This window comes from Thainema salinarum CENA647 (genome assembly GCF_057732415.1).
In genome coordinates this window covers 2,092,399-2,119,253 of sequence record NZ_JBYJZJ010000022.1, presented here as the reverse complement: position 1 = coordinate 2,119,253, position 26,855 = coordinate 2,092,399, and the positions used below count along the sequence as shown (strand labels likewise).

24 protein-coding genes are annotated in these 26,855 nt (G+C 46.7%); 5 read left to right on the top strand and 19 right to left on the bottom strand.

Going from position 1 to position 26,855, the window contains the following annotated elements; genetic code table 11:
- The first annotated feature begins 82 nt into the window (after positions 1 to 82).
- Both AC286M_RS16215 and AC286M_RS16210 read left to right on the top strand, forming a co-directional pair.
- Positions 83 to 934 carry a 16S rRNA (uracil(1498)-N(3))-methyltransferase gene (locus AC286M_RS16215; protein ID WP_488205376.1) on the top strand — a complete coding sequence of 284 codons (852 nt, stop codon included), beginning with the start codon at positions 83 to 85 and terminating at the stop codon, positions 932 to 934.
- Positions 935 to 1,429: 495 nt separating this feature from the next.
- Positions 1,430 to 1,810 carry a DUF2358 domain-containing protein gene (locus AC286M_RS16210; protein ID WP_488205375.1) on the top strand — a complete coding sequence of 127 codons (381 nt, stop codon included), beginning with the start codon at positions 1,430 to 1,432 and terminating at the stop codon, positions 1,808 to 1,810.
- Here the strand turns inward: AC286M_RS16210 and AC286M_RS16205 are convergent.
- From AC286M_RS16205 to petJ, 4 genes are all read right to left on the bottom strand, one after another.
- Positions 1,776 to 2,726, bottom strand: coding sequence for an ABC transporter ATP-binding protein (locus AC286M_RS16205; protein WP_488205374.1), 951 nt, complete (start codon positions 2,724 to 2,726; stop codon positions 1,776 to 1,778). The genes AC286M_RS16210 and AC286M_RS16205 overlap by 35 nt on opposite strands.
- A 185-nt stretch (positions 2,727 to 2,911) precedes the next feature.
- Complete coding sequence (locus AC286M_RS16200) at positions 2,912 to 3,355, bottom strand: Hsp20/alpha crystallin family protein (RefSeq protein WP_488205373.1); 444 nt, start codon at positions 3,353 to 3,355, stop codon at positions 2,912 to 2,914.
- 260 nt (positions 3,356 to 3,615) lie between these two features.
- Complete coding sequence (locus AC286M_RS16195; RefSeq protein WP_488205372.1) at positions 3,616 to 4,314, bottom strand: tetratricopeptide repeat protein; 699 nt, start codon at positions 4,312 to 4,314, stop codon at positions 3,616 to 3,618.
- Between the two features lie 221 nt (positions 4,315 to 4,535).
- Complete coding sequence (gene petJ / locus AC286M_RS16190) at positions 4,536 to 4,868, bottom strand: cytochrome c6 PetJ (protein WP_488205371.1); 333 nt, start codon at positions 4,866 to 4,868, stop codon at positions 4,536 to 4,538.
- 1,077 nt (positions 4,869 to 5,945) lie between these two features.
- Between petJ and AC286M_RS16185 the strand changes: the two genes are divergently transcribed.
- On the top strand, positions 5,946 to 7,787 hold the full coding sequence (locus AC286M_RS16185; protein WP_488205370.1) for an EamA family transporter: 1,842 nt from the start codon (positions 5,946 to 5,948) through the stop codon (positions 7,785 to 7,787).
- A gap of 117 nt (positions 7,788 to 7,904) precedes the next feature.
- Here the strand turns inward: AC286M_RS16185 and mreD are convergent, their stop codons facing one another.
- The 3 genes from mreD to AC286M_RS16170 all read right to left on the bottom strand — a co-directional run bounded on the left by mreD (position 7,905) and on the right by AC286M_RS16170 (position 10,563).
- A complete protein-coding gene (mreD, locus tag AC286M_RS16180) occupies positions 7,905 to 8,522 on the bottom strand; it encodes a rod shape-determining protein MreD (RefSeq protein WP_488205369.1) in 618 nt (205 codons plus the stop codon).
- Between the two features lie 22 nt (positions 8,523 to 8,544).
- Positions 8,545 to 9,345 (bottom strand): rod shape-determining protein MreC, encoded by an 801-nt coding sequence (gene mreC, locus AC286M_RS16175; protein WP_488205368.1) that lies wholly within the window; start codon positions 9,343 to 9,345, stop codon positions 8,545 to 8,547.
- Positions 9,346 to 9,510: 165 nt separating this feature from the next.
- Positions 9,511 to 10,563 carry a rod shape-determining protein gene (locus AC286M_RS16170; RefSeq protein ID WP_488205367.1) on the bottom strand — a complete coding sequence of 351 codons (1,053 nt, stop codon included), beginning with the start codon at positions 10,561 to 10,563 and terminating at the stop codon, positions 9,511 to 9,513.
- A gap of 672 nt (positions 10,564 to 11,235) precedes the next feature.
- Between AC286M_RS16170 and AC286M_RS16165 the strand changes: the two genes are divergently transcribed.
- Entirely contained in the window at positions 11,236 to 11,601 is a 366-nt protein-coding gene (locus AC286M_RS16165) for a single-stranded DNA-binding protein (protein ID WP_488205366.1), read from the top strand.
- 79 nt (positions 11,602 to 11,680) lie between these two features.
- On the opposite strand, the gene AC286M_RS16160 is transcribed toward AC286M_RS16165, so the two are convergent.
- Complete coding sequence (locus AC286M_RS16160) at positions 11,681 to 12,457, bottom strand: SIMPL domain-containing protein (protein ID WP_488205365.1); 777 nt, start codon at positions 12,455 to 12,457, stop codon at positions 11,681 to 11,683.
- Between the two features lie 219 nt (positions 12,458 to 12,676).
- Between AC286M_RS16160 and AC286M_RS16155 the strand changes: the two genes are divergently transcribed.
- Entirely contained in the window at positions 12,677 to 13,471 is a 795-nt protein-coding gene (locus AC286M_RS16155) for a RecB family exonuclease (RefSeq protein WP_488205364.1), read from the top strand.
- Positions 13,472 to 13,595: 124 nt separating this feature from the next.
- Here the strand turns inward: AC286M_RS16155 and AC286M_RS16150 are convergent, their stop codons facing one another.
- From AC286M_RS16150 to AC286M_RS16100, 11 genes are all read right to left on the bottom strand, one after another.
- On the bottom strand, positions 13,596 to 14,276 hold the full coding sequence (locus AC286M_RS16150; protein WP_488205363.1) for a hypothetical protein: 681 nt from the start codon (positions 14,274 to 14,276) through the stop codon (positions 13,596 to 13,598).
- A 246-nt stretch (positions 14,277 to 14,522) separates the two neighbouring features.
- Entirely contained in the window at positions 14,523 to 18,464 is a 3,942-nt protein-coding gene (locus AC286M_RS16145) for a glycosyltransferase (RefSeq protein WP_488205362.1), read from the bottom strand.
- A 199-nt stretch (positions 18,465 to 18,663) separates the two neighbouring features.
- Positions 18,664 to 20,187: an ABC transporter ATP-binding protein gene (locus AC286M_RS16140; RefSeq protein WP_488205361.1), complete on the bottom strand. Its 1,524-nt coding sequence runs from the start codon at positions 20,185 to 20,187 to the stop codon at positions 18,664 to 18,666.
- On the bottom strand, positions 20,136 to 20,819 hold the full coding sequence (locus AC286M_RS16135) for a class I SAM-dependent methyltransferase (protein ID WP_488205360.1): 684 nt from the start codon (positions 20,817 to 20,819) through the stop codon (positions 20,136 to 20,138). Before AC286M_RS16135 ends, AC286M_RS16140 begins: the two co-directional genes overlap by 52 nt.
- Positions 20,820 to 20,926: 107 nt before the next feature.
- Positions 20,927 to 21,811 carry an ABC transporter permease gene (locus AC286M_RS16130; protein WP_488205359.1) on the bottom strand — a complete coding sequence of 295 codons (885 nt, stop codon included), beginning with the start codon at positions 21,809 to 21,811 and terminating at the stop codon, positions 20,927 to 20,929.
- Positions 21,812 to 21,919: 108 nt separating this feature from the next.
- On the bottom strand, positions 21,920 to 22,399 hold the full coding sequence (locus tag AC286M_RS16125) for a GNAT family N-acetyltransferase (RefSeq protein WP_488205358.1): 480 nt from the start codon (positions 22,397 to 22,399) through the stop codon (positions 21,920 to 21,922).
- 18 nt (positions 22,400 to 22,417) lie between these two features.
- Positions 22,418 to 23,014 carry a MiaE family protein gene (locus AC286M_RS16120; RefSeq protein ID WP_488205357.1) on the bottom strand — a complete coding sequence of 199 codons (597 nt, stop codon included), beginning with the start codon at positions 23,012 to 23,014 and terminating at the stop codon, positions 22,418 to 22,420.
- 216 nt (positions 23,015 to 23,230) lie between these two features.
- On the bottom strand, positions 23,231 to 23,695 hold the full coding sequence (aroQ, locus tag AC286M_RS16115) for a type II 3-dehydroquinate dehydratase (protein ID WP_488205356.1): 465 nt from the start codon (positions 23,693 to 23,695) through the stop codon (positions 23,231 to 23,233).
- 14 nt (positions 23,696 to 23,709) lie between these two features.
- Positions 23,710 to 23,847, bottom strand: coding sequence for a hypothetical protein (locus AC286M_RS16110; RefSeq protein ID WP_488205355.1), 138 nt, complete (start codon positions 23,845 to 23,847; stop codon positions 23,710 to 23,712).
- A 316-nt stretch (positions 23,848 to 24,163) separates the two neighbouring features.
- Positions 24,164 to 25,450, bottom strand: coding sequence for a competence/damage-inducible protein A (locus tag AC286M_RS16105; protein WP_488205354.1), 1,287 nt, complete (start codon positions 25,448 to 25,450; stop codon positions 24,164 to 24,166).
- A gap of 118 nt (positions 25,451 to 25,568) precedes the next feature.
- Positions 25,569 to 26,630: a glycosyltransferase family 4 protein gene (locus AC286M_RS16100; RefSeq protein WP_488205353.1), complete on the bottom strand. Its 1,062-nt coding sequence runs from the start codon at positions 26,628 to 26,630 to the stop codon at positions 25,569 to 25,571.
- Between the last annotated feature and the right edge of the window lie 225 nt (positions 26,631 to 26,855).

Genomic DNA, 26,855 nt, shown 5'->3' with positions numbered 1-26,855 from the left:
GTGATACTCATTATCCGTGGCAAAATTTGATTTGTGCAACACGGTAGCGTACCCGCGCAACAAATAATCAACTTTCTTGCCTGTGGCTCAACTTCAGCGAATTACGGTTTCTAGCCATCAAATTACTCACCAGTCCAATCAGCCCTACATCGTGCTGACACCGGAGCAGTATCACTATCTGCATCGAGTGCTGCGCCTAGAAACTGGGGATCAGTTTGTTGCAATGGATGGCGTAGGGCACTGGTGGCTCTCCCAACTGGCCACCGAAGGGCAATCGGCCCGGATTTTACGGGAACTAGCCGACCACCAAGCCAGTAACACCGAATTACCACTTACGGTTACCCTCGTAGCCGCCTTACCCAAAGGAAATGGCTTTGATGAAGTTGTTCGCCAAGTGACGGAACTCGGCGTGAGCCGAATCATTCCCGTCATTAGCGATCGCACATTGCTCAAGCCCAGCGATAACCGCCTCAAACGCTGGCAGCGCATCGCCAATGAAGCCGCTGAACAGTCAGAACGGCGCGTGATCCCCACCGTCAGCGACCCAATTCCCCTGCGCCAGTTGTTCCAAGAGTCCAATCATACGCTTCAATATATTGCCGTTGCCCGCGGAAACTGGCCTTCACTCCTACAGCAATTACAACTAGATCTTTCTCAGATAGGCGGGGATCAACCCACAGCCAGCCAGCCAGCCACCAACCATCAACCATTAACCATTAACCCATCCACCCTCAACAGCCTCACCATCGCCATCGGCTCCGAAGGTGGCTGGACAGCAGACGAAATTGAATCTGCGATCGCAGTTGGATACCAACCCATTTCTCTGGGCAAACGAGTTCTAAGAGCCGTCACAGCTCCAGTTGTTGCTCTAGCGACGATTGCAGCAGCTTTAGAGCCTTTACCTCTACACACAGTTTCATTCACAGAGGAATAATTCAAATGCTGTATAACTCCTGAATGACTTCGTAACGGTTGCTTATTTCGATTAGTAGAGAAATCGAGTTCGTGTATAATCCCGTGGTCTTTCTTTTGCCAGAACTTATCCTAATAAAATCCAAAGTTATCGATTTTTTCACATTTCTGCGTCACGGTGATTGTAGAGTTGAACAATCGACTCTTAGGTAACTTGAGCTGGAACAATTAATTCACCGTTTCAGACAAGTCCTTAGATAAAAAACGAGATTAAGAACTATGCAAGCTTCTTTGCTTTGGTTATTTCAAATTCTGGCTGTTGTACTGGGCGTTGCTGCCCTCTCGCCTCTGATGCACATGCATCCGTAGCGATTGAGACCAGCATAGCAAGCCCACGAGCTAATCTTATGAGCTAATAGGCGGCAGCGATTGAACATCAATCTTGAAATGATCGACATAAACTCAACGAATCATTTACACAACGCACATAAATACTGAAACAAAAAATCATGAAGCTATGAACGTTGTTGACATTCTCAAAGATGATTATCAGAGATTTCCGCAGAATCAAAGCTTTGATCTGTATGCAGACGACGTTTATTTCAAAGATCCGCTAAATGAATTTCGAGGCGTCGAAAAATATCGCCAGATGATTGGCTTCATCGAAAAGTGGTTTATTGATACCCACATGGAGCTGCACGATATTAAGCAAGAGGGATACACCATCTACACAAAGTGGACACTGCACTTTACAGCTCCAACCTGGTGGAAACCCAGAATTTCGATTCCAGGCTGGAGCGAATTAGAGCTGAATGATCATGGATTAGTGGCTTCACATGTAGACGGCTGGAACTGCTCCCGTTTCAGCGTTGTGAAGCAGGTGTTTCCGTTTCTGTAGTAGGTACTAACCGATCTAAGGCGTTGCCTCGTTGCACAATTTCGACATAAATATGCTCTAAGCGCACGGGCTGACGCGAGATAGAATCTAGCGGGATGCCATCAAATCGATCCAAAATGTCTCGCAGCTCTAAATGTTCCGGAATCCAAAAGGCAAGATCGGATCCGTAACGACGGGGTACAAATCCATACGGTTTCACGTGATTAATCGCTTCTTCTTCCGCCGCCGTGCTAATTGTGACGATTTCCTTGGCCGGAACATAGCGCTGAAGTTCGCTCAGTGTACCTTCCGCCAAAATTTGGCCTTGGCGAATAATGCCGATGCGATCGCACAATCGCTCGGCCTCTTCCAGTAGATGCGTGGTCAGCAATAGCGTGATCCCCTGCCGCTGCAACTTGCGAATCAGCTCCCACACTTCATAACGAGCTTCAATATCCAGTCCAGTGGTTGGCTCATCTAGGATCACCAGTTTGGGATGATGTACTAGGGCAACCGCTAAGCTTAACCGCCGCTGCATACCACCGCTGAGCGTTTCAACGGTTTGATTAGCGCGCTCTTGTAAGTTCACCGCTGCGAGACAATCTTGAATAGAGTGCGATCGCAGTTTGCGCGGCACACCATAAAGCTGAGCAAAAAAGCGTAGATTTTCCGCACAGGTCAAGTTGCGATAGAGCAGATTCTCTTGAGGAACGACACCAATCAGGGATTTAGTCTGAACGGAAGCCGGTCGATGATCAATCTGAATACGGCCCCGATCTGGACGCAGCAGATCGCAGATTAAATTAATAGTTGTTGTTTTACCTGCACCATTCGGTCCCAGAAGGCCGTAGATTTCTCCCGCCGCAATCTGAAACGATAGATCTTGGAGTAGCGGACGTTTATCGGCAAATTTCCAAAGGTGCTCAACCTGTAACATGAAGCTACGCCAACGGTTAAAGATAACGGGAACGAATGTGCTCAGTAAAGCATAGCCCAACTTAGCGAATTCGGTATTCGCACTATACAAACAAAAAGCGGATTTGAAAACCTGTTTCTAATGAGGTTTCCAAATCCGCTTCTTTCAAATCAAGCTAATGTCCCTTTATCTACACTGCCATACCGCTAGCCAAGGCTAACTTTCACAACTTTGTTTTTCTCATCTTCTGCTTTCGGCAATGTTAGATGCAGAACGCCATTCTTGTAATCGGCAGTAACATTTTGATTGTCGATCCGTCCAGGAAGCGGAATAACCCGTTGGAATCGACCGTAGCGGAATTCAGACCGAGTTGAACCGTTGCTTTCTTCCGTTTTTTCGGACTTACGCTCACCACTGATAGAAACCGATTCAGCAGTTACTTCAACATTCAGCTCTTTAGGTTCCATTCCTGGAATTTCTAGCTTCAGTTGATAGTTATCATCAGTTTCTTCTAACTCAGCTGCTGGCGAGAATGACAGTCCAAAACCATCAGGTCGAGCCGGTGAAGACAGCACATCATTGAACAGGCGGTTCATTTCCCGTTGAATGTCCTGCATTTCGTGAAAGGGTTTCCAGCGTACGAGTGACATAGCCTATCCTCCTTGAAAATCAATCAACAAGGTAGATCAATCCACAAACGCTTGATTGAACTCTACACTTTAAATATATGCCAGCAACTTTAGACGTGAAAGTTCGGTTTAGAGAACAATTAACCGCATTTACCGAATCCGAGCCGAGTCTGGTTTAGTGACTTGGTTTAAATCAGTAGCGCAATGATAAATCACCATCTCTTCTCAGACTGATCAAGCCCATAGCTAGCCGCATTTCTAATTGTCCATTTGTTAGCTAGTTAACCAATCACAGCCGGAGTTGCTTGCAGCTGTTCAATCAGATGGCGCGTGTGCTGATAGCTGGCTTCAGCTCCCTGAGTGCGGAAATAATGTGCTGCTTGGTGGAAGTTCGAGATCGCAGCCTGAAGATTTCCCCGCTGGTACTTCAGCCAACCCAGGTTGAAGTAAGCCTCTGCATCAGACTCGTTCAGCTCAATCGCTTGGTTCAAGTCGGGTAGAGCATCGTCAATTTGGTGAAGGGCTAAACGGGCAGCCCCCCGTTCGCTGTAAACCGCAGCCATCCGAGCATCAGGTAAGGCTGGGCTATGTTGAATTGACAAGTTATAATCTGCGATCGCGCTTTGGTAATGGCCGAGAGCTGATTGTGCTAAACCTCGATTGTAATAAGCCCGATAATCATCCGCTTGAATGTCTAAAACTCGATTAAAATCTAATATCGCAGCCTCTAATTTATTAGTGTAATAGTACGCTAATCCCCGATTTAAGTAAGATTCTGCATTTTGGGAATCAAGCTGAATAGCCTGAGTACAATCGTTAATTGCCTCGGCATAAGCATATAAACGAATATACGATAAGCAGCGATCAGCATAAGCTGAAGCGTTTGCCTGCTCAACTCTAATTGCTTGAGTAAATGCGTCAACGGCTCGTTCGTACTGTCCAGCTTCATACGCATTGATGCCTAGTTGAAATGAACTCAACGAATCTGCGATTGCCACATTAGGGTAAACAAGACTTAAGAAAAATATGACTACGGTTAAGACTGAAGAAAGTACTACTTTCAACCAATTAATCATACATACTCCTCAAATACGGCTTCTTCCCATAAAAGGTTCAATCTCGAATCTTTCATGGGAAGAAATGCTGGGGGTTCTTACTAGCAAATTCGATTTGATTGCTTTAGCACTGGGTTAGCTACAAATCACCATCCTTTCTCAGACTGATCAAGCACATAGCTAGCAACATTTTCAATCTGCTCATCTGTTAAACGGCCGCCAAAAGCGGGCATCGCAGCTTTACCATTTTTAACTTGACTCATAATCGCTTCGAGCGAAGCCATTTCGTATTTCTCCAAGTCGGCTTTCTTCAGAGTCTTCGCAGGATTAACCATATTTCCACCTCCTACATGACAAGCCGCACAGTTTGCTGAGAAGATCTTGGCCCCATCGCCCAGGTCAGCTGCGATCGCAGGCAGCGACAAGCATAGGTTAAACACGATGCCTAATAGAATAAAAATACTCAAAAAACGTTTCACTTGACTGTTCTCCATCACGGTAGGTAAATCTGAATCATCCTAAAATTGGCAGTTGATTTTGTAAAAAGACAAATCGTCAAAGATTACGCTTTGTAACGAGTTCTTGGGTAAAGACGGGAATAGGCTAAAGCTCACCTAGCCAATTTCAATGAAGAACAAATGTATTTTGCTGCAACGCCGTTTTGAAACAATGATATTGGTCAAAACAGCGTTGCATAAGTCACTATCATTCGTATTACAAGTTGCTTGTGGTTAGTTGTATAAACTTAATTCTCAGGCTATCCAAGCCTCCAGTTTGCTGCGCCATAAGTATTCAGAGGCTAAGCCATTTTTGGATATTTATATATCAAGAAATAAGTCTTCCTTTATTGATATCAATATTGCTCATATTTGTATACGTAATTGCAGTTGAGGCACGATCTGCCGTTTGGAAACATCGGTCTTGATCCACATTAGCCAATCCCCTACCTACTGAAGTTCGTCAGTAAGTTCAGCCAACGCAGTAGGACTCGATGTTCAAATTCCTGGGCTGCTGTCAACGCGACGTTACGGTCGAGCAGCAACACCTGCTGAGCCACTTAACAATAACTGCCGATTAGTCAGCAGAACTGCCCTGGCACTGTCATATTCGAGCCAAAACCAAACCATATAGATGCGGCTTCATGAACCTGGCTTTGAGTTGGGCAACTTAAGCTCCCCATGCAGCCTTCTCGCTTTACCAACCATCTCAGCTGAGACTACCTAACCAGTCAGGCTTTTAGGCATGTCCTGCATCACCAGCACCTCACGCCCTAAGCATCACGACTTCTCCACGAATCTGCCTCAACCCAAGACTGCGATCGCAGCTTAACGTTAAAAATCCCAACATCGGACAAAGATCACAATCCGCTCGGCTGAAATCGCCTATCATCTGAATCGAGAAATCCTCTAAAAACCGACAGCGTTCGTGTTTCAACAAATTAACAAATTGAGAAATTCAGTGTGACATCACCGGGGCGAGCATAAAATTAGTCGCTGACGTTTGTTTTTGTTTAACTTCGGGCATCTTAGTAATCAGTACAGTAGGGGTTTGCGGTCATGGCATTGCCAGACAACCAATCTGAGAATTTTGGAACCAATCGTGCTCAATCTGCGGACGAGGTTTTGCAAAACATCACCAAGGATTTAAGAGCGCTCCAGCAGGATCTGGTCGTTCAGTTGACGCAGGACATTGGCCGACTGCAAACTGAAAAGTCTCGCCTGATGACAGAGATTGATCACCTGAAAAACCAGTACGAACTGCTGCAAACCCAGCATCAAGCCGCTCTGTCTCGTCAGCAAGTGGCACAGCAGCAGCTACTGGCAAAGCATCTAGCTCAAGCACTGGCTGCCCACATTCAAAAGCTATTTAATCAGCAAGGTGCAGTCCTACAGAGCCAATATGCGGCAAATGGCCCAAATTTAGAGGGCGCATCGGCTGTATCTTTACCAGCAGCGGCTTCGCTCGAACAGTACAACGGGCGAGCGACCCAACTCCTCAGTTCTCTCGATACCACTCTAAATTCCACATTGCGATCGCTAGAGCAGGATCTAGAGACCTACGAAAGCTCGCTGTCTCAGCAGCTCAGCCGCATGCACAGTCTAGAGAAGCAAGGCGAGACAATTCTGGAAGCCTTGGTGAATCGCCTAAATCAGCAGCTACAGACTGAAATTGATCGCGCTCACACAGCTCAAAACGTAGCGTTCGAAAACGGACATGCGATCGCAGATAGTCATACAACTACTAACTTGGGCGCGGCTTCACAACCACTCGACCCACAATTTGCGACTCCAGCAGCAAATCCTCCACAGGCTCAATCCACCCCGCCGATTTCTGGTCAGTCACCGATTGCCAATCAGCCTCTGATGCGATCGCAGATTAGAAAGCCAGCTGCACCACCGCCACAGGCATCGCCATCTGTTTTGCAGCGAGGCATGATCTTGATTCTGATCTCAACCGTTGCACTGTCGCTGCACAACGTCGTTGTAGGGCTCATTGGCTTTGGTGGCAATATCTTTGGTCAATTTCCCTTTGATGATTTGATTCAGCTCAACTTCCAGAATGCCGTCTTGGTTTTGTCACTGCGGATGCTGATTGTTGTGCCAGCTTTATCCCTCGTTGCTACATACCTCTATCCGCCAGTTTGGCAAGACATTCGTTCTGCCGTTAAGGATCGTCAGTTCAAAGTACTGGCACCCGTAATTGGCAGTGCCATTTTTCTGTTTCTCTCCCAGATTTTGATCTATATGGCCATCCCCATGATTGGCCCAGGGGTCGCCGTAACGATTTTATTCATGTACCCCTTAGTTACTGTGCCGATGGCTTGGCTTTTGTTTGGCGATCGACCAACCTGGCTGCGAGTTGTCGTGATGTTTGCAATCGTGGCGGGTATCGTTTTAGCATCTCTGCCCAAACTAACTCTTTCCGATCAGGCCTCCCCCGTCGGAATTATAACGGCAGTGTGTTCTGGAATTGCTTTTGCCTTCTATTTGCTCTTTATGCAAATTAGCTTCCGCAAGCTTCATCCTGTCCCTGTCAGCTTAATCCAGTTTTCAGCCATCTTCGTTTTTGCTAGCTTGTTCACTATCTTTCGTCCAGGTGATATTGAATCTGCCAATATCCGAGGACTAATTGTTGCAATTGTCATTCTCGGCTTACTAACGCTGGTCGGCTATCTGCTGAACAACTTTGGAGTTCGCTTGATGGGCGCAGCACGAGCTTCAATTATTGCCTCTAGCGGCCCCATTGTTACAGCTCTCCTGGCCTATTTCATTTCTCCAACACCAGAGGCGTCTTTGGCCAGTGTCCAAATAATGGGTATTGTTCTGGTGACGCTCGCTGTAGCGGGTTTGAGTTTTGAGCGCATGCTGATTACAAAACAAAAGCCTAAGAACGCGTAATGGATCTTATAATCGTTGCCATTATAGACGCGTAAAAGAATAAGCCAAACCAGAAAAAGCCACGCGATCGCGTGGCTTTTTCTGGTTTGATAATTTGAGTTTTTGTTTTTTATTTGATTAATTCGTTTCAAGCGGAGCTAAGCGCTCCCACCAGCGCCGGAGCGGATAGTACAGTGCTGGTGCCCATAGGCTGCTGAGAATGGCTGAACTCAAAGCAACCTGCTGATGATAAATCCAAATCTCAGACAAAGTGCGACCTGAGGTCTGACCTTCTAAGTCAAGCTCAATAGCATCCGTTGGAGCAGATTGAAACTCTAGTCCAAACGTTTGAAAGCTGTACTGCATAGCCACAACTGTTTCAGCCACAACCGCCATACCAAAGACAATGAGAGCGACTGAAATAAAGTCTTCTTGGATATAGCGTTGTTTCTGAATTCGAGAAGTCAGGATGCCAACAACAGCTAGACTCAGAGCGTGAGTTGGAACTGGGGCGGTCATGCCATCTTGAATTAAACCCAAGGCAACACCTGCGATCGCACCTTGCCAGAGTGACCGTCTCAAGCTCCAAGCCACCACCCAAATCAGTAACCAGTTCGGTGCAACCCCCAACAGCTCCACTCCCGGTAGCCGAAGCGGTAAAACTAGCAGGCACAACAGCACAGACAACACTGTGATTACGCCGTACATAAGCTGGCGAGTTGCAGGATTCCAAGTCGAGGGATTCTTCCAACGCATTAACAGATACCTCCGACTCCTATCAATCTGAATTGCCGGAAGATTCTGTCTCTACCGATAAAGGCGCAAGCGTCTGTTCATTCACCTTGGGATTCGCTTGAACAATTACCCATTCCAGCGAACTAATTGGAGCCGTCAGTGTAATCACCGCCTCTGGTGCTGGGCTTTTATTCAGATTAACTGATTCAATCCGGCCAATTGGCACACTAGAAGGATAAAGCTGACTCAGAGAAGATGTCGAAACTACATCTCCCCGACGTACATCCGGCACCTTCTCAAAAAATTCAACCACAGCTCGGTCTGCGGATTGTCCCCGCATATAGCCCATGCTACGACTGCGGCTCACGGTAATACCCACCCGGCTACTGGGATCGCTAATCAACAAGACACGACTCGTATTAGAAGTCACATCAACAATGCGCCCAACCAGACCGCCAGGCGCAATCACCACATCTCCCACCTCAATGCCATCTTGAGAGCCACGTCCTAAAGCTAATTGATGCCACCAATGATCAGCGCTGCGACCAATTACGGGGGCAACAACATCTTCACCGGTCTGTGCTTTTGCCTCATTAATCAGCTCTCGCAGCTCTTGGTTTTGGCTTTCCAATTCAATTAAACGCTGCTGTAACTCCAATATCTGAGCATTTTCGAGCGTCTCTTCTGAATTCGGCAGCGTTTGAAAGGGGCGAGTTATCGTCTGATACATTTCATAGATAGCGGCCCCCTGAGTTTGACGGATGAGCCAAGCTGTTCCAATAGCTAGACACGCCAAACCAAGCTTGATACCGTTTCGGTCCCACCAGCGTTGTAATGTGTACATGCAATCAATGCGCTGCCTGATATCTACATAACCATATGAGCGTTTGCTCTGTTTCCGCTAAAAGTTAGATAGGGGGGAACTATCTAACCACTCGCCGAGATTTTCGAGATTACTTGAAAGAGCTGTATCGGTTTACGACTTTCCCTAAAACCAGGAAGAAGCAAATTAGATACCGCGTGAACGACCGCTGAAGACCCGCTCCAGTTGCTTATTGCCATTGAAGTTTTCTAGCACTCGTCCCGTACCCAATACGACACAACTCAATGGATCGGCAGCTACATGAACCACAATGCCGGTTTCATGACTAATTAGAGTGTCTAAACCTTTCAATAGCGCCCCACCGCCAGCCAGCATAATACCGCGATCGATAATGTCAGCCGCCAATTCGGGCGGAGTCCGCTCCAGCGTGCGCTTTACAGCCTCTACAATGACTGAAAGAGGCTCAGACATGCTTTCGCGAATCTCAGCACTCTTTACGGTTACAGTACGAGGCAGTCCGGATAGTAAATGCAAGCCTCGGACATCCATAATCGCCTCGTCATCTTCGTGAGTGGGATACGCCGAGCCAATCTTGATTTTGATTTCTTCGGCTGTCCGCTCACCAATAACGAGATTATGTACTTTTTTCATATATTGGGTGATGGATTCGCTTAGCTCGTCACCAGCTACCCGGACCGACTCACTGAGGACAATGCCCTGCAAACTGAGAACAGCAACTTCAGTGGTTCCACCGCCAATGTCAATAATCATGTTGCCCGTCGGATCGGCTACAGGCAAACCTGCCCCAATCGCTGCAGCCACAGGCTCATCGATTAAATAAACATCGCGAGCACCTGCTTGAGCAGCAGCTTCCATAACGGCTCGGCGCTCAACTCCGGTCACACCACTTGGAATACCGATGACGATACGGGGCTGAACCAAAGCCCGCCCTTCGTGCACCCGATGAATAAAATGCTTAAGCATCATCTCTGCGGTGTCAAAATCGGCAATGACACCGTCGCGGAGTGGGCGTAATGCAATGATGTTGCCGGGGGTTCGACCCAGCATTTTTTTTGCATCTTCTCCAACGGCAAGGGGAGTGCGATCGGTTTGATCCATCGCTACCACGGATGGTTCTTGCAAGACGATCCCCTTGCCAGAGACGTAAACCAAGGTATTTGCGGTACCGAGATCGATACCCATATCTCTTGAGAATGAAAAGCGACTGAAGAGACCCACTAGCTTCTTACGCCTCCTGACTAAGATGCGTTAACAAAGGGAATTGAAATAGCGACTGCCATGCCATGATTAACAGAATTTGCAGTCGTGGTGGATTCTATTACGTTTTGTGTTTCAGCGTCTAGTCCGTCTGCCAAACCATTTGCCTAAGTTGGGCATGGAAATCCTTCAAACTGAATGCTTGAAATGCTTTGCTACCAGGCTATGTGCAGGAACAAGGCTGAAGACAGGTTACTGAGCTAAAGTAAAGTTTTAGATTAGACACTGCAGCCACACAATATCGCTAGCAAGAGAACTAGTTATCAACAGCGCCTTGAGCGACTTAAGTGTCCTTTGAGGGTGCTTTGGCCGAATAACAGAGGATTTGACTCACATCGATTCAACTCAACACGCACAGACACCGTAGATAATCAGACATCTATACGAGATATACGTGAAATAGATTGACTGCTGCAAGATATAGACTGTTCCCTCAATCTACACCACGTTGCTCAAATATTTTTACAAATATTTTTACAATGGAATGATGAAATGCTTATGAAATGCTTAATTGAGCACGTGACTTCAACAAAGTTGGTTTAGACAATCTCTAAGTGCTTTTTGAGTAGTTTACGCGATTATCTTTTTACGGGACTATCGCGATACGCAACAAATCAACAGGACGTTAGAAATATGACAGTTAATACAGTGAATTTAGTCGGGCGGGCTGGTCGTGATCCAGACGTGAAATATTTTGAGTCTGGTAGCGTTGTCTGTAATGTCACCTTGGCTGTGGATCACCGCAGTCGTAATAACGATCAACCCGACTGGTTCAATCTAGAAATTTGGGGTAAAACGGCTGAGATCGCGGCAAATTATGTTCGCAAAGGCAGTCTCATTGGCGTGAGCGGTGCTCTTAAGCTAGATCGCTGGCAAGATCGGGCGACGGGAGTTGAGCGGACTAAACCAGTCATTCGAGTTGATCGGCTGGAGTTGCTGGGATCAAAGCGAGATAATGACGCGAGCAGTATGGACAACTATGGTGACGATGAATTTTAGATGTTGAACTAGAAATGAAAGCGTGCAGCGCTGCGCGGCAGTGCCGCGCAGCGCCCTGTTCTATCCAATCGAGCTTGTTCTAATAGCGAATTTGCAACGTGATTGCAGCTTGAACATCTTGCTCGCCACCGACAACGGGAGTTGAGGCGGCTTCTGCAACTTGAGCATCAAATCGAGCTAGGGGCACTGGCATGGGTGGATTAGCCCCGTTGACCTGGATACTGATAATTTCTTGAGCAGTGAAGCCTAAGCTGCTCAAAACGGCTTCTGCTTGCTCCTGGGCGTCCTGGGCGGCTTCTGCAAGTGCTTGCTGTCTGGCAGCCTCAATTGCCGCATCGGTAGCCACAAAGCTTATATTGTCAATTCGAGTGGCTCCAGCTGCGATCGCATCATCAAGCAGCGTACCCACATCATTGGTATCGAGTCGGAAACTGACGATATTGGTTGCCGTGTAACCTGTAATGCGGGGCGTAGAACCGTCGTAGTTGTAGACCGGATTGAGGCGAATCTCAGTAGTCTGTAGATTCTGCACGTTGCGCGATCTCAAGAGGCTGACGACGGCTTCTGCGCGTTGAGCGGCTTGACGTTGAGCGGCATCCGCTGTGTCAGCCTGTACTTCTACACCTAGATTCACCTGGGTTAACGTAGTGGGAATGGTTTCTTCTCCCTGGCCTGTTACGGTAATGGTGCGAACGACGGCTTCTTGTGCGATCGCAACTGGCATAAATGCTAAAGCTAGCAAACCTGCTGCCAGCGATACAGCACACCACATGAGTTTTCGGGCAGTAGAATACCGCGTTGTGTGTGGTGTTGGATGAGTTGAATGGAGTGGACGAGTTACGGAGCGCCGATTCATGGAATTCCTCCTCACAAGGATTTTGTAGATGTTTGGGGGCTGCAAACGGGCGAAAACTGGATGTAGCGAATTCATCCGTCCAGCAGACTCGATCTGCTGCTGAGCAGCATTAAGTTCTAGTGTGAGGTGCGATCGCGTAAAAGTGGAGTGCGTTACAGTTTTAGCAACTTGTTTTAGCTATCGAGTGTTTAGCAACTCAACCGTCTTCGGTTCTGCTCTATGACTTATTATCTTTCAGCGGCCAAACTGCAAACCTATCACCGCTGTCATCGAGCCTATTATTTTCGCTACCAACGTCGAGTGCAAGGCCCATCCTTTTTTGGGGCCTCTCCCCTCGGTACGGCTTTACATGCTGCTTTGGCACAATTTTATGGCCAGTGGCACTATTTAGCTCCGATACCTGGCTTGGGCTGGTTGTATACCTGTTGGGAGCAAAATCAGCAAGATTTATCGCCTAAATATATCGAAGAAGGTCGCCAAATTTTGCAAATCTATTACGAGAAATTTGTGCTGTCTCAGCCCCCAATGCGTCGCCCCATTGCGGTTGAAGGGCGCATTCAAGGCGCACTCTTGACTGAAGATTTAGAATTTACGCTAACGGGTCGCTACGATCGACTGGATAGCTTTAACGAAGGATTAGAGCTAATTGACTACAAATCAACCAAGGATTTCAAGCTACCCGAATCGGAAGAGTTTGATCTACAGCTCGGCTTATATTCAATTGCCTTACAGCAACGTTACCAACAGCAGCTCAAGCGGGTTAGCGTGATTTATCTGCGGCATGGAGAAAAATACAGCGTTGACGTAACGCCCGAACATCAAGAACGAGTACATGCCGTTATCGGACAGCTAGCCCTACAGTTGCGGCATGAGCAAACTTGGCAAGCCAATACGGGAAAACATTGCGATCGCTGCACCTATGCCCGCTACTGTTCTGCCGTTCAGCCTCATCCTGATCCATTACCACCTGATACCAAACCTGAACCAGAATTACAGTTAGCTCTTCGAATTTGACGGTTTATCAAGCCGGAAATTCGACAAAAATCCGGGGTTTTGTTGGTAAAAAACTGCTCTGACTTATGATGTTCAAACCAGTGAGTTTTTTTACCCACGAGTTTTTTGGACATTGATTAAACAACTAGTCCCACTGTTGGGATTCTACTGTATTCAACTTCTGTAACATCTCGTCCAGCAACGTTCGAATAGAATCAGAAACTTCAATTTCCCTACCCTGACCGACCGACTTTTCATGGTAGTTCCAGACGTATTCAAGGCCAGGTGCGTGAATATCGACTCGATTCAAACATTGTTCCAGATAATCTCTCTGCTGCACCAGCTTGTTGTACTTCACCAAAACAACCCGCCGATCCTGTTCTAACGATTGGGAAAAGAACAAGTAATTTCTAGCGTACCAAAATAGACTCCATGCATCTGCGGGTGCAATCTTTTCATGAGCATATTTTGCTAAAGTTTCTTTGAGTTCAAGCGGCAAATTTTCAGCTCGCCAGTTCCCACCATCTTCCAACATACGAAATAGGACTTTATTGCGTGCACCAAATCGATTGATCAAAGAGTTAATCACGTCTCGATAATCTCGATACATCCACATTGCGTGACTGTCTGGGAAATAGTCGAGTATCTTTGGTGCATACTGAGATTCAACCAGCGGCTTGACGACAACTAACGATTCCGAATTGGCATAAATTTTTTGCTTGACATCGTCTAGCGGGTTTAGACGGATAGTATGTAAATCACCTTCTTCAGTATCTTGATCTGTGATTTCTGTATTGACTTCAGCATAGGATTTGACGTAGTTCAACTTGCCTAAGATGTCACTCGTGATCGTAGTCCCAGAACGCTGACAGCCAAAGATAAATAAAATCTGCTTTTTAGTATCGGCAGATGTCGAAGTAGTTTGAGCCGATGGGCGACGAAATGGGTTCTTGAGCATGTTTTAGAATGGGTTGCTGATCAAAAATGTGAGTGAAGATTAGGCCACGTATATCAACCTAGATATACATTCATTAATTACTAGAGCAAATAGTCCTAAATAAACTCAAACCACTTACCGATTCTCATTTAAGCTCGCAATTAAAGAAGGCGGAATTGAAACATTTTCAACCGGAGATTTATATAAAATCGGCTCAGGCCTACGATAGTCATTATTCCACAACTGTTCCCAAATGTGCTCAATCACTTCGGCATACTGAGCACCCATATCGGTATCTCGGAAGCCACCTTCTGAGATGGTTTGAAAGGCTGAGATAGCCATGTCCTTAATTTGACTGGGTTGACTTTGTAAAGATGCGATCGCATTTACAAAACCATCAATATCGCCAACTGGCTGAATCAACCCATTTTGGCCCGACTGGATTAGTTCAGGTACTCCGCTTTCGATATTGGAAACAACAGGAACACAAAGCTGAGCCATCGCTTCCATCAGCGAGATTGGTAGCCCCTCAAAGTCTGAGGTAAGCAAAAATACGTCCTGCTTAAAGAGTTCTGCTGCTGTTTGATCAGGAGATAACCGACCCACTAAGCGAACCTGCCCGGATCGAATGAGCGGCTTTAAGCGGGATTGGAAGGTTCTCAATTCTGGGCCTTCACCGATCACCGTTAAGCAAAACGGAATCTGTCGCTGATGCAGGCGTTCCACAATCTCTAACAGGTCAAGCACCCGCTTTTGGTGTTGAATCACCCGACCACAATACACTAATCGCAGTGGACGCTGGCCAGTATAAAAGTCTTTTCTGTCTGGATTACCCAACCGATTAATTCCATAAGGAATCACAGTCGTAATGTCTTTGAAGTTGGCATTAATCTCAACCACTTTGCCAGCAATATGCTGAGATACAGCAACGATAGCGTTCCAATATCGACCTAAGCGGTAAACATGATCATAGTGCTCAACATCATCGCTATGAATAATGCCAATGATGCCGATTTTGTTAGACAGGGCAGGCGAAATTGCCGACGTGCGGTAATCGTAGTTAGGAACCAGAATGCATGGTGAATGGGCTTCCAAAAAGTTGATAATTTCTGTCCACTGCTCCGTCAATGATTCAGCTTCTAAACCCAAAAATGAATGGGGCACATCGGGTAAAAAGGCGCGATCATTCTGGCTATGAAACTCTGGGAAAATAATTTGAGCATCAATACCTCGTCGACACAAATCTCGCACTAGCCGCTCTGTAAAAGAGTTAACTCCACTGATCCACCAGTCTCGATTGGTGAAAAAGACTTTAGGTTGTTGGTGTTTTGGTATAAGTGTTTCCGATTTAGCACCGGATAGCAAACTAATATTGGCTTCCTGCTCTACCAGATGCGCCAACGCCTCAAAATAATCATAGAAATCGTACTTGCGGTGAACTATTTCATGTCCCTGTTCGCCGATTTCTTGTTGTTTCGCAGGGTTATTGGCTAAGCCAACCAAAGCGTCGGCCATCGCAGCCGTGTCGCAATACGGGACAGCGATACCACCACCGTCTGCGATCGCTTCCGGCGCACCACCCGCATCCTGGAAGGCTAAGACTGGCAGACGACACGTCATTGCTTCATGTACAACGCAGGGAAAGGGATCTTCCCGTGATGTTAGCAAAAACACGTCTCCGGCTAAGTAGTAAGGACTTGGATCAGAGCGCAGTCCAATAAAGTGAACATTAGCCTTTAAGCCTAAACGCTCAACATCCCGTAAGGCCCAAAATAGGGGCGTATCGTGGGCATAGTGACCACCTCCAATCCAGACAAAGTGAATCTGTCGTTGCGATTCTGCCTGAAGTGCAAGCTTAGCCACAGAGACAAATAGGTCAACTCCTTTGCGGTAGCTGGTGCTCCCACATCCAACTGCAATACAGGCATCATCAGGAATGCCGATCTCATGACAAACATGTTGACGGCAAGCCTGTCGATCTTTATTCGCAAAAGTTGAGTTGAGCAAACCCTGTGGCAAGACAGTTGCCTTGTTTTTAGGGAGCCGCACTTTTTGGTCAGCCAACTGCATGACAAACTGTGATGGAAAAATCACTTTCTCAGACAGTTGATACAGGCGCTCAAAGTGACTTTTGTCATAAGCAGAGGCAAATTCATGCACCAGCGTAAACACTGGAATTCTCTGTGCCACAAATGCTTCCGAATAATGTACCGTGTTGGCGGTGTTGCAAAAAGCTGCGTTTGGCTTAGGCAATCGGAAATGCTTGAGTGTTGCTAAAACGTATTCCTTAGCAGTTTGAAATGGGGCCTCTTCATACTTTTTGAAGACAGTTGCGATCGCAGCAAAATCCTCAACAACTGGCCCACCTTTATCCAAAAAAACGTATAGCTCAACATCTGGACAGTGGCGCGCAAAATAGCGCATCACTGTCAGAATAATCAGAGGTGCCCCGGTTAAACTCGCCTCATGGGAGACAAACAGCAGTTTTAACCGTCCTGCCGAGCCTAGTTTAGATTTAGGCTGTTTGGATTGAGCCGGAGACGTAGTGATAATAGCCGAAGACGCTGGTGGTTCAGCCGATTCATAGATTAATCCCCCTTTACGTCCTTCAGCTTTGCCAAAGCGCAAATAATGCTCTAGCGGATTCATCCCAGCCGATGCAACATCTGGATTTTCCAGAATATAACGAGTGCCACTAAAGAAAGGGCTCGGTTCACGACCTTCCTTATATCCCCATTCAAGATAATGCTCTAGCGGATCAAGTCCAGAAACGCTGACGTCTGGATTTTGAGCTAAATAAAAGTCTGCATCAAATAGATTAGTGGAGCGAATGAGCTTAGCGGCTTGGCGCAATTTCAGTTTCTGCTTGAGCTGATTAGTCAGAATCCACCGCGGAATGCGAACGATATCACCAACCACCGTATGCTTTAGCGATCGCTGATGAGGAGTAGACAACTTCTGCCGCTGCCACAGGGTTAACCGTTGACGGAGGGACTGAGTTTGTGCCTCTTTTTCCTGCAGCTGTTGCGTTAGGACATAAACATTACCTTCCAAAGCTTGAATACGTTGCTGCTTGACTTCAATTTGCGCAATCCAATCTTCTATTTCGCTAGTCTTAACTTCAAGTTCATCATTCTTCGCCTCAATCTGCTCAGAGAGCTGCGTAATCTCAGCATATTTCGCTTCTAACTCCGAGGACATCTGATCAAGCTTGTTGTCTCTAACCTCAATTTCAGATGACTGCCACTCGGCATGAGCATTAAGCTGGCTAAATTCAGTCTCTTGTTGTCGAACCGATTTTTCGGCTTCAATTAAGATACGACCAAACGTTTGTTCTGCCGTTATCCACTGATGGTAAATAGAATCTAATATTTCGACGGCCTGCGCTTCATCAGCACGGATGATGTGTAAAGCTTGGAAAACTTGCTTTACCCAGTCAGAAGCATCTGAGCGAGCATTTAATTCTTCAGCCGTAACTTTATGGTGACGAAGTTGAGGCCGTAAAAATTGTTCAACATCAACTTCTTTGCGCAAGCTATACTGCGGCCAAATAATATCAAGCTGGTCTGCTAAATACTGAACTACAAACTGCCAATTTTCTAATAGCTCTTCGTAGCTGACAAATGCACGCTGATAGGCGCGGCTATACCGTTCTGCTTCTAAAACATACTTTAGCCATAGCAAAAAGCTGCGGCTAAAAGACCAATCATGCCTAGCCTGTAGGGAAGAGGCAACTTCGATAGGATTACGAATTGGGAGAATACATTTAATCTCTGCATCAAATCGTTGAAGTGGCTTTTCCCACAGTGGCAATAAGATGCACAATCTTGGATCTTTAATAACAAATAAATTTGTCTGAGAAAAACTCTTCTGTAAAAACTGATAAATTTTTTCTTCAAATTTGATAGCTTCAGATGAAGAGAACCATTGCTGCGGCAGACTGAGTAAATCGTAGTATGCAGACTCAATACTAGAGAGGGCCTCTTCATGAATTTGAAAAACCTGATTCGGCTCCCAATAGCCAGTTGGGTTATCTGAATTGCTAGGATATAGTTCTTCAGGTAATTCGGCTCCCATTAAATTGATGACACGTGTCAGGGCGGATGTTCCGCTACGATGCATACCAACAACTAAAATCGCCTGTTTTTTCATCTGATTTGGCGGGTTCACCGAACTAAATTCTCAAAATATCTCAAGTAATTGATAGCTAAAAACTTCAACAACATCACGATGACTGATCGTGGCGTTCTAGCGTCTTCTTGATTTAGATGTATTTTTAGGACGCGGCAAATGAATCAACACTTTCAAAAACATTTACTGTACCTGGAGTGCGATTAGAAATATCAACATATCCCTGAAACCGTTTCTGTGGAATGGGTTGGATGCGAAACATAATGACATCAACAATGCGATGAAGCACCTTGCTGCCCTGCTCTTCTTTACCCATTACTTTCGCATTCAAGAAATAAATCCCTGGTCTCAGAATGGCCTGAAAATCAAAATTAACCTCTAAAGTTGAGTCGGCATCAGCATAGGGGATTTCGTGAGTTAATATACCGCTTACTTGGATGCCGTTGGTTGTTTTAATACTCATACCACAGTAAATGTCATACGCTGGTTCCAGTAGCCGGACGCTGTAGGTACAAATATATTGCTGTCCAAAAGCCAAGATATTAGCCGATTTGCCCTGCTGATTTAGAATTTGTACATTTTGAATCTTTGCTGCACGCCCCGCATGTTCAACTGTACTCTTGGGCTTTAAGTTTGGGTCAAACCGATCAATAGGTTCAGTGACTTCTTTATGAGTGATAGGTTGACGATCTAAATTGGCTGGGACAAGGGGTGCTTCAGATTGTTGATGAGATTCTCGTACATAAGTGAGATCAGAAGACAGAGAAGATGGGGCTATAGATGCATTTGTTGTATCTGCTGTATTGGTCGTTGTACCCATATCAGCAGCTAACTTTAAGATTTCATGCCGGATTTCAGCAGCTTGATCAGCTGGAGCGTCAATCAGTCGCTGGTAGTAATTCATAACGATTCTGGGCGTGCCTGCTAGGAGCTGTTCTCCACAGTCGAGCAATATAGCGCGATCGCAGAGTCCGACGATTTGTCCTGCTGCGTGGGAAACAAATAAAATCGTTTTTTCAGATTGCCGCAATTCTTCTAAACGAGCATAGCATTTGCGTCGAAAGGCTGCATCTCCAACGGATAAGGATTCATCAATAATTAAAATATCGGGATCAACATGGATGGCAACGGCAAATGCTAGCCGAGATTTCATTCCACTTGAATAGCATTTGACAGGCCGATGAATGAAGTTGCCAATATCCGCAAATCGCACAATGGAATCATACTGCGCTTCTAATTCTTTGCGAGTTAAGCCCAAAATTGTGCCATTCATGAAAATATTTTCATGACCGCTAAATTCTGGGTTAAATCCAGAGCCGAGCGTCAGCGCTACAATCCGGCCCTTTGTTATGACTTGTCCTGCGCTAGGGGTCAACGTACCACAGATAATCTGCAGCAGAGTTGATTTCCCCGCTCCGTTTCGCCCTACAACACCAACGGTTTCGCCACGATAAATCTCTAAACTAATATTACGGATCGCCTGGAATTCGTCGTAGAACTTGCGTCGCTTGCCCCAGACGATTTGCTTTAGCCGATCGGATGGACGCTTATAGATTTCAAACGTTTTACTAACGTTTTGCAGGCGAATGGCAATGTCAGACAATCCAACCTCCTGCACTAACTGCCTTTGACAAAACTGATCATGTGCTGATCGCGGGGATGGTTCCATTCCCCAATGTATTTTACGCGCCAAGGTAATCCCTCACAGGCGTAATCAAAGTCGCTGACCTTGTAATGGTATGGATCTTCGGTGGCGTGGGTAATAATTCCGGATGGACGATGGGTAAAACTTTGGCTGTGAGGTCGATCAGACGGCAGCTCGAAAAAGGTAGCAAAGAACACCCCACCCGGTGCCATGACGTCTACGATTTTTTCGAGGCACTGACGGATATGGTTAAACAGGAGATGGGTAAAGACCGATTGTGCGATCGCATAATCAAACTGGCAGTTAAACTGACTACAGTCAAAATTACTCACACAGGCCAAATTCTCCCGTGGCTGCCGATCTTGAATACCCGCTTTGGCAAGTTCCACATTGTAGCCTGCTTCTAGTAGAGATTCATTGATATCAATCCCATAATAGTTACCGGAATTTAAGTACTGCACAAAGTGGATTCCGCCACGCAGACTACCACAGCCCACATCCAAGAATTTGCTTTCAGGCTTAAGTCCCTGCGCCTTCAAAAATTCAAACTGGAGGTTACCAATTTCATCCCATTTACCACCGATAACCTCGCGATGATTCCCAGACTGGACTTCTTCTTTAATAAACGTGGGATCGTAATATCGGCTAATGGTCATGTTGGGTCACGAATATTTTATTCAAGTGAAGTTGATGATTGGGAACCGAAAACAGCTGCACCATCTTTTAGCAATGGGTTTGATGTAAATCTGCTATGTGAATTGAGCTATAAAACATCCGCAAAAGCCGGACGAAGTTTTTGATAGCAGTAAAACCCTCCAGCACATAAAAGAGCCGAAATAGCAGTTGCCACCGACCATTCAAACCAATGGCCGATTTCCCCAACGAGAATGATATCACGGTGCATTCCTACAATGGCAGCCACAGGATTGAGATACAGCATCCAAGGCCGAATTGCATCAGGAATCAAAACAGCTGGATATAGGATGGGAGTTGCATAAAACCAAAGGCGCAGGATGACCGTCAAGGCTTGGGGAATATCCCGCAGAAACACGGTTAATCCAGCGACCAAATAGCCTATACCTGCCGTAAACAGCAGCAAAGGAATCCAAACCAGAGGTAATAGAAGAAAAGTTGGATAAACTGTCTGGGTGAGCAATGCCACCATAATGATTAGGGCAACTGAGCCAACTGTACTTTCAATAAAGGCCACAGACACCGGTACTAGCGGTAGCAGCTCGATAGGAAAAATAACTTTTCGCACCAAATCTTTTTGGCTGATGACGGCTCCGCAGGCTTTATGCAATCCTCCAGTGATAACAGACCAGGGCAAGATACCCGCAAACAGCCACAATCCAAAGCCAATTTTGGAATTTTCCATCGGAATGCCGCGATCACCCAGTTTGACCTGTAAAACGATTGAAAAGACATAGGTGTAGATCAGAATAAACGCAATTTGCTGCAACAGCGGCCACAAATTGCCAAAAACTGACCCTTTGTACTGAGCCGTAAGCTGGCGCTGCACCAAATTTATAAGCAGTTCTAGTTTACGCAGATGCTCGGGCTGAATGGGTAATCGATCGCCAAGAGTATGAGCACTGCGCCATGCTTTGGTATTTAGCTTGTGCCAGACAGTATTCAGCTTAAGCAATACACACCTCACAACGACGGACGATAGCTGTAATGATTTTATTTATATTTCGTCATACTGCAAACGATTTCAATAGCCGCATGCAGGTGAAACCTAGGTTGGATCAGCCTAGAGCTTTTTGTAGTAAGCGCGATCGCATCGTTGCGTTTCAACTTGTGAATCAGGTGTATACCCGCTTGTTTCATAGAGCTGAACGGCTTCCTTGAGCACACTTGCGGTTTCAATCCGAATCGTTTCAAACTGGTTGGCAATGATGTTTTGCTCTAAAGCCTGGAGCAAAAATCGACCGAGTCCTTGTCCTCGTGCTAGAGGTCGCAGATACATTTTACGAATCTCGACCGTTGGACAATTGCCTTTAACTGGATAGTAAGCTGCCGTTCCCACAATTTGACCTTGCTGCTCCACAACCCAAAATTGCCCACCTGCCTGTTGATAGTAGGTTTCAACATCCCATACATCCTGATCGGCTCCTTGAGGTTCACACACCAAACCATACTCTGCCAGGACATCTTTAATCAAACTACAGGCTGCTGTGCGATCGCAGGGTTGCCAATCCCGGATATAAAAATCGCGATAGTGCTGCTGCATGATTTATATCAATCTATATCAGCTATGAACACGGGGTTCAGGGTGCAAGGTCGATAGAATATCACTTTCGGCAGCAGATAGCTCAGCTAAACGCTGATTCACAGCTGCTCGGTCAAATTGTTCCGTTGCCAGCACCCAGTAGATGCCGTAGTGACGGGCTTCAGATGCCATTAGTCCTCGATAGAATTTAGCCAGAAACGGATCGTCACAGTGAGCCGACAACAGCCCTAATCGTTCATGGCTCCGCGCTTCAATCAGCCCAGAAACCAGCAGTGAATCGAGCAGGCGATCCGGTTCATGACGACGGACTTGAGCCTTTAATTGTGCCCCATAGGGCGGCGGCGGCAGTGGTCGAAGTGGAATGCCACGCTGCTCCAAAATTTGATTCACCTGCTCAAAATGTTCTAGCTCCTCTTGTGCGATCGCAGTTAAACTCCGCACCAGTTTAGTGTAGGAGGGATAGCGACACATCAGGTTCAATGCCACTCCTGCCGCCTTGCGCTCGCAGTGAGAATGATCCAGCAGCACCGTATCTAAGTTGGACAGCGCTTGCTCAACCCAAGCCGTAGAGGTAGGCTGTTGCAAAAATTTAATGGTGGGAAACGCCGCAGTCACCACAAGTTCAAACCGACAACACAACAATCATCAGTCTAGACGATCGACAGGCTAAACTTACCGTTTAATATAGCGGTTCTAGATAAGAACGAGAGAGGAGAGCGCCTCAGGATGAGGCACTCTCCTCTCTCGTTTTCTCACCCTTAACTGGGATCACTATAACAGCCAGAAAGCCTTGGCTACCGCAATGCGGCAGCCAAGGCTGCGGTTTACAAGCTATTGAGAACGTCGCAGATAGGAAACTAATGCCTGGAGTCCGAGTAGGTAGCTATCTGCTCCGAAACCGCTGATTTGACCAATGGCAAGCGGTGCAATATAAGAGTGATGGCGAAATTCTTCGCGTCGATAAATATTGCTGAGATGGACTTCAACGGTGGGAATAGCGACGGCTGCGATCGCATCTCGAATTGCCACACTGGTATGGGTATAAGCACCTGCATTAATCAGCAGGCCTTGATGCCGCCCCAAACAATCCTGGATCGCATCAACGAGAGATCCCTCATGATTCGACTGCAAGAAATATAAATCTGCCCCCAAATTTGCACCATGCTCCTTCAGGGACAGATTAATTGCATCCAAGCTTTCAGCACCATAAATGCTAGGTTCTCTCTGACCCAACAAATTTAAGTTAGGGCCATTCAACACCAAAATGCTCAAGTGATTTGCCGCTGCTACCGACACTATGAAGCGTAACCTTAACGACGGCGCTGCGGGTCATGTACAGGAATTGGAATGGGTTCAGGCTCTGGCTGACCTTCCGGTTCAAGTAGTGCTTCCACCACTTTGCGAGCCCACTCCTTCAGTCTATCCAGTATCTGATCAATGAAATCCATCGAAGAAGATAACTCCACCTAGTACGACCTTACTTTTCCCGCCAAGTTGCGCATTGCAGAAAAAGTAAAAACACTTTCGTAATAGACAACATTCATTGTGTTATTAAATTAATCATAGCGAATTTACAGAAATGGTCAAGAGGAATACAATCTCTCGCCGGTTGCTCCGACATTTATCCTGTATTGTCTCGGTATTTTGGCTGAGAGTTACTGAACAATCTGAATGATGCAGTCGCGAGATGATTGCTCAGGTTGTAGTTTATGTTTGATGAGTTTTGCTTATAGAGCTCAGAATCATGAACGCTTGATGACCATCCTACTGACGAATGCGGGATGAAGCAGACTCGGCCCGAGAGAGCAGCTGTCTTCGGAGCAGATCAAGTGCAGTAAAAGCGCTGACGTGGCGAATCCAACTGCGGCTGCGGCGAGCCCCAAACTGATACATAAACGTTTCGACTGCCTGATCAGCGCTTGCTAGGCCAATGTAGACCAATCCGACGGGCTTCGTCACGGTGCCACCTCCTGGCCCAGCAATGCCGGTAATGCTGATGCCCCAGGTTGTTCCAAGTAGGCGCTGGACACCAACCGCCATTTGATGGGCTACGGTGTCACTGACGGCTCCATGCTCGGCTAAATCTGCTGGAGTAACGCCTAAGATTTTTTCCTTGACCGAATCATCATAAGACGTGATGCCACCGATAAAGTATTGAGAGCTACCTGGAATATCCGTAAAAAGCTGGCCTAATCCGCCGCCTGTACAGGATTCTGCTACTGATACGGTTGCGCCTGACTGCTGCAGCAATTGACCTACCACCAACGGTAGGGTTTCATCGTCTGCGCCATAATAGTCGTGGCCTGCAATCTTGCGGAGCTGTTGCTCGACTGGCTCAATCAATTGTTTGGCTTCAGCCTCAGACCCAGCATGAGCCGAAAGGCGGAGCTTAACCTCACCGTCACTCGCATAGGGAGCAACGGTTGGGTTATTCAACTCAAAAAACGGATTGACTTTTTCCGCCAGGGTAGATTCACCAATGCCCCAGAACTTGAGGGTGCGGCTGTAAATCACGTCTTCACCCCAGCCTTGCTGCCGCAAATAGGGTACTGCCGTGGCTTGCCACATGGCTCGCATTTCCGACGGTACACCCGGAAAGGTGAGGATAAGTAGCCCTGTACGAGGTTGCCAAATCATGCCAGGGGCGCTGCCGACTGGATTGGGCAAGACTTCTGCGCCTTCTGGCAGAAGTGCCTGTTTCCGGTTGTTGGCCGTCATGGCGCGTCCGCGCTCAGCGAACTTCTGGGTCATGTCAGCCAGGACTTCGGGATGTTCAACCAGCGGCACATCAAAAAAGTCTGCCAGGGTTTCAGTGGTTAGGTCATCTGGAGTGGGGCCTAAGCCACCTGTAAAGATCAAAATTCGCGATCGCTCACATGCGATCGCAACCGCCTTCTTCAGGCGAATCGGATTATCACCAACCACTGTTTGGTAATAGTGGGGAATGCCAAGCTGAGCCAGCTCTTGAGCAAGGAACTGAACATTGGTATTTAAAATCTGCCCTAGTAGCAGTTCAGTCCCAACACAGATGATTTCCGCACTCATACTCATCTGAACTAATTCCCATAAAGAGTGGACGCTATATTCATGGTTGTCACAAGTGCGATCGCTGAAGTGGATCTGCGACAACGGCAGAACACCATCATATAGCAATCCTAGGGCAAGCTATTTACTGACGGGCGTGCTGGCGCACTTTCCAACCTGTATAGGTTAATAGCCCAGTAGCGGCTAGGGCATAGGCAATACCGCTGGGAATACCAGAAAAGGCCAGAGCTAGACTACCGACCCAAATCGTCAAAACATAAATAAATAGAACCGTTAATCGATGCGATAAACCTGCATCCAGTAGGCGATGGTGCAAATGACGTTTGTCTGCAATGAAAGGAGATTTGCCGCTGCGCAAGCGATCAAAAATCACTGCCGACATATCAAGCAGCGGGACAGCCAAAATCAGGTAGGGCAGTAATACAGCTACGGTCGTAACGCTCTTGACTAGACCAATTACTCCGACCCCCGCTAAGGTAAAGCCAATAAAATAAGCGCCGCCGTCTCCCATAAAGATCTGTGCTGGATTGAAGTTGTAGCGCAAAAATCCCAGCGTACCTCCAGCCAGAGCCGCAGCGATGAGAGCAGCCGCTGGCTGATTCATAAACAGCGAAACGATCAGCATGACAATGGCAGCAATACCTGAAACTCCTGCCGCCAAGCCGTCTAAACCATCAATCCAGTTAATCGCGTTAGCCATGCCTACCAGCCAAAGGACCGTAATCGGCAAGCTAATCAACTCTGGCAACGGGGTCAATCCAGCAAAAGGAACAGTCAAGAACTCGATCTGTACCCCGGCTTTCCATGCCAGCGCCGCAATCACAACCTGACAGAATAGGCGACTAATAGGAGACAAGCCGAATAAATCATCGGCTAAGCCAACTGCAAAAAAGGCTAGTCCACCAACTGTCACTCCCCAAATCTCATACTCTTTGTGAGCGGGTAGATGATTGCCTAAATTATCAATAAATCCTCCCATCCACCAGACGATGAGCAACGCGATCAAAGCACCCAAATAAATGGATACTCCCCCTAATCGCACCATCGGGCAATCGTGAACCTTACGGCCCCCTGGTAAGTCAACGCGTCCGCTTTTAAGACCGATGCGCTTAACGACAGGCGTACTAAGCAGTACGACAGTAGCGGAGATAGTGAAAGCTAGAATGTGATACAGATGGGAAGGCATCTGGCAAACAACAGTACGTGACTGGAACAAAATGACTCAGCCAGAGTCTACTAGAACATTAGACGGTTTTGCCAGAGATTAGCTCAACTTTTTGCCTTTTATAGGATTATTACAGAATCCAAACTTACTAGTAATAATGCCTCAAAGTATCAAAATAGACGAGGCTAAATCTCATCCGCGCAAAACAGCCTGAAGGCATGATAGTACGACTTGGACATATTGGTA